This is a genomic window from Algoriphagus boseongensis (genome assembly GCF_004362805.1).
GTDB classification, from domain to species: Bacteria; Bacteroidota; Bacteroidia; order Cytophagales; family Cyclobacteriaceae; genus Algoriphagus; species Algoriphagus boseongensis.
In genome coordinates, this window is sequence record NZ_SNYF01000001.1 from 1 (window position 1) to 4,334 (window position 4,334).

The 4,334-nt window shown below is 53.3% G+C and carries 3 protein-coding genes; all 3 read left to right on the top strand.

Annotated features, from left to right (window positions below; all coding sequences use genetic code 11):
- On the top strand, positions 1-997 hold a 997-nt coding region (locus DFQ04_RS00005; protein ID WP_133551430.1), incomplete at its 5' end, for a T9SS type B sorting domain-containing protein.
- A 12-nt stretch (positions 998-1,009) separates the two neighbouring features.
- Positions 1,010-1,984: a PorP/SprF family type IX secretion system membrane protein gene (locus DFQ04_RS00010; RefSeq protein ID WP_133551433.1), complete on the top strand. Its 975-nt coding sequence runs from the start codon at positions 1,010-1,012 to the stop codon at positions 1,982-1,984.
- Positions 1,985-1,986: 2 nt separating this feature from the next.
- A partial coding sequence (locus DFQ04_RS00015) for an OmpA family protein (protein WP_243739598.1) occupies positions 1,987-4,334 on the top strand: 2,348 nt, incomplete at its 3' end.

The following is a 4,334-nucleotide window of genomic DNA, read 5'->3' on the forward strand; positions in this document are numbered from 1 at the left end:
TGACGGAGAGGACATTTCAGATGAGGCAGAAGAGGTAGTGGGTGTTGGAGCGAACGAGATCATCGCCAATGACGACGACTTTGGCACGTACTTCCTGAGATTCGGCGGAGTGATGGGCAATATTCTGGACAACGACCTGTTGAAGGGTCAGCGTCCGGATGCGGCGGATGTGGATTTTGAATTCACTGAGCTGGACGGCATCGTGGGTCTGTTGATCAACGAGAACGGAGAGCTGAGCCTGATACCGGGAGTAAATGAGATCAGAGACTATACACTGAAGTATGTATTGAGAGAGACTGTGAATCCGAGCAACAGCGACGATGCCTTGGTATTCTTCCGAATCGTGAACAACGATGCGAACTTGAGCGTGACCAAGGAAGCCCTGAGCGAGGAGGTATTCGAAGGGGATGTGTTTGACTACCAGATAGTGGTGAGCAATGTCGGACAGACCGATGCGACCAATGTGGTGGTGACCGACAATATTCCTAGCGGGGTGACCTACCAGAGCTATGTGGTGGCCAACAACACGACCGGTTCTACGGTAACGGCGACGGTGAGCGGCAACAATGTAAGTTTTGCCATACCGTTCATGGCGGGCGGCACTTCGGTGACGATCAACATCAAGGTGAAAGCCGGAGCAGCCGGTACGGTGACCAACACGGTAGTGGTAGGCTCGGATGAGGACGACACGAACGAATCAGACAATCAGGCCAGCGATGTGACCCAGATCCAGCCGTTCCATATTCCGAACGTGATTACCCCGAACGGAGACGGCAAGAACGACACGTTCAAGATCCAGGGCTTGGGTAAATATGTATCGACAGAGATAGTGATCTTGAACCGATACGGAGACCACGTGTTCGAGCGCAGCGGATACCAGAACGACTGGGATGCACCGGGTCAGGTAGCGGGTACTTACTTCTACGTGTTGAAGGTAACCGATGCAAGCGGCAACAAGAGTGACTTTACAGGCTGGATCCAGGTAATCAAAGACTAAAACAGGAAAGCGATGAAAACGACTTTTAAAATCATAGGAATGACCTTTCTGGTGGCCATGCTGGCCACCGGGGGGACTTTTGGGCAGCAGCTGCCCCAGTTCAGCCAGTACATATTCAACGGGCTGCACATCAACCCGGGGTATGCGGGCTACAAAGGTGAGCCGTACATTCAGAGTACGTACCGGAGCCAGTGGGTTAACTTCCCCGGGGCACCGAAGACGTTCACGGTGACGGCGGACCTGGCGGCCAACGAAGGGACGATGGGTTTTGGTATTTCACTGTTGAGCGATCAGCTGGGTCCTACGAGTACGACGGGAGGCTTGTTGACCTATGCGTACCGCATCCAGACCGGTAGGAACAGCTTCTTGGGATTGGGAGCCAGTGTGGGCCTGACCCAGTACAGCATCGACGGGGACATGCTGGATCCGAACGATCCGAATGACCCGGAGATTCCTCAGGGGATGGTGAACCTGTTTACGCCGAACATGAACTCGGGTTTGTTTTTCCACAGTTCAAAGTTCTATGCGGGTTTCAGTGCGTACAACATGATCGGTAAGAAAGCTTTGGAGAAAGAGGATGTGGCATTGGCCTACCATGACTTTCACTACTACCTTACTGCTGGAGCGATGTTCACGCTGGGCGAGCATGTAGGCTTCAAGCCGAGCTTTTTGATCAAGGAAGTGAAGGGAGCCCCGACCAACTACGACATCAACGCGATGTTTCTGTTTTACGACCGGATCTGGTTGGGGGGCAGTTACCGGAGCAACATGAAGATCTGGAACGATAACCTGGAGCCTAATTTGAGCAACAGGAATGCGGTGGCGGCGATCATCGAGATTTTTGCGACGGACCGCTTGCGAATCGGCTATGCATACGACCACAACCTGAACGTGCTTCAGGATTACCGGGCGAACTCACATGAGTTTTCTCTGGGCTATTACATGACACCTAGAAAGGCGACGATGAAAAACCAAAGATGGTTCTGATTATGAGAAAGACACTGAAACTAGTAGCAATAACAGGGGTTCTTCTATTCGGGATCTCGATGGGGACCCAGGCTCAGAAGACCAAAGTCCGGTATGCGGATGACCAGATGGAGCAGATGAACTATCAGCACGCACTGGACATGTACAAGGAGGCCTATGCGAAGAAGCCCAACTATGAGACTGCCCGCAAGACGGCCCTGGCCTCGGATAAGATAAGAGACTACCAGGGAGCCTATACGTGGTGGAAGACCACCGTGGGCTATGAGGAAGCAACGATTGAAGACTACCAGCAACTGCTCCGTACGGGGATATTGACTGAGAATTTTAAAGAAGCCTCAGGGATGATTGAGTCCAAGGGGATTACAGCAGACAGCTTGGGGATTACCCCGGGAAGCATACCGATGAGCAGCAGGAAGCTGAAGGTGGAAGCCGTAGAAGGGCTGAACAGCAGCGAGTCGGACTTTGGAGTGGCACTGGACGGAGAAGGCAATAAATATTTTGTATCCGACCGTGGGGGAAGTTATTCCGAGGAGATGCCGGGAGTCCGTATAGACGGAAGGAACAAGCTTTTCAGCCCGGACAAGAGTGATTACACCGACCGGGGTTACTTTACGGTATACAAGCAGGACAAGTCGGGCAACGTCAGCACGGTGGTGTCGGACGTGCCGGGGGCGATGAGTTTTTCGGATCCGAGCTATGCGGTTCAGGACAAGCTGTTGTTTTATTCGGTGACCCGAAACATCACCAAGGTGAAGAAGCATCGCGACATTCAGGTACAGCCGGAGATTTACTACAGCAGGGTGAATGCAGAAGGCAAGCTGGAAGGCGCGCAGGCGTTTCCGTACAACGATTCGATCGGTTATTCGGTCATGCATCCGTATGTGGATGAGCAGGCCAAGCGGCTGTATTTTGCCTCGGACAACAGGGATTCTACCTGGAACGGTCAGGGTGGCTATGACCTGTACTACAGTGAGTACAGCAAGGTGGGGGACAGTCTGGTATTCAGCAAGCCGGTGAACCTGGGTGCAGGGGTGAATACCCCGGGCAACGAGGTTTATCCGTTCCGCAAGGACAACAAGTTTTACTTTTCCTCAGACGGGCACAAGGGCCTGGGAGGACTGGATATTTTTGAAGCGAACTATACCGCTGCATCGATCAGCGGAGTGAGGAATATGGGTACGCCGATCAACTCACTGGCAGATGATTTTGGCTACAAGGAAGACAAGGACCGTACGGTATACCTGTCTTCGAACAGAAGAGGAGGCATGGGACTGGACGATGTGTACATGGCCCAGGAGATGTACAAGCAGTTTTTGGCCAGAGTACTGGACTGTAACGGCAACGTGATTACGGAGAGTTACCTGGCCACGTTCCGGGACAAGACCCAGGGGGTGATGGTGCCTACGGCAAGAAACGGGAAGGGTGAGTTGACCGCAGAGCTGGAGCCGGAGAGCGACTTTGGTATGACGATCAGCAAGCCGGGATATTTTCCGCTGACAGACGAGAGCATCAGTACGAAAGGCTTTGAAGGCGATACGGTAAAGAGAGAATACAGACTGGTACCGATTCCGTATCAGTTGCCGGTGCACGTGGACATTGTGTACTACGACCTGGACAAGTTTGTGATCCGCAAGGATGCGATGCCGGCCTTGGACAAGCTGGCCGAGTTGATGGAGAAATACAGCTTCCTGGACCTGTTGGTAGCCAGCCATACAGACTCCAGAGCGAGTGATGAATACAACATCCGTTTGTCAAACAACCGGGCCAAGGCGGTGACCGAGTACCTGAGCGGGAAAGGGATCGACGCCAACCGGGTAAGACTGGAGTGGTTCGGGGAGAGCCAGCTGGTCAACGACTGCGGGAACGGCAAGCCGTGTTCGGAGGATTCCCATCAGCTGAACAGAAGATCGGAGTTGGTGTTGGAGGCGTTTCCTGACCCGACCAAGCAGTACGACATTCCACAGGAGCTGAAGGACATGGACTTCTGCGAGCCGGAAGACCTGTTTGAGAAGATCCAGGAGGAGATAGCTGATATACCGACGATCTACTTTGACTTTGACAAGTCCATGCTGAGAAGTGTGCACAAGCAGGAGTTGGAGCGCGTGGGCGCAATGCTGAAGCGTATGCCACACCTGATGCTGTACATCGAGGGCCACACCGACCAGCGGGGTGGGGATGAGTACAACCAGAAGCTGTCTGAGCGCAGAGCCGAAGTGGTGAGGGAATACCTGATCAAGCGGGGCATTGAAAACAGCAGACTGGAGTACCAGTGGTTTGGCAAGACCCGACCTATCCACAACTGTGACGAGGTGACCTGTACCCCTGCGATGCACCAGCTGAACAGACGTAC

Bases quoted from the DNA above. Each gene is read 5' to 3' on its own strand.
- DFQ04_RS00010 (WP_133551433.1), top strand. From the start codon at position 1,010: ATGAAAACGACTTTTAAAATCATAGGAATGACCTTTCTGGTGGCCATG.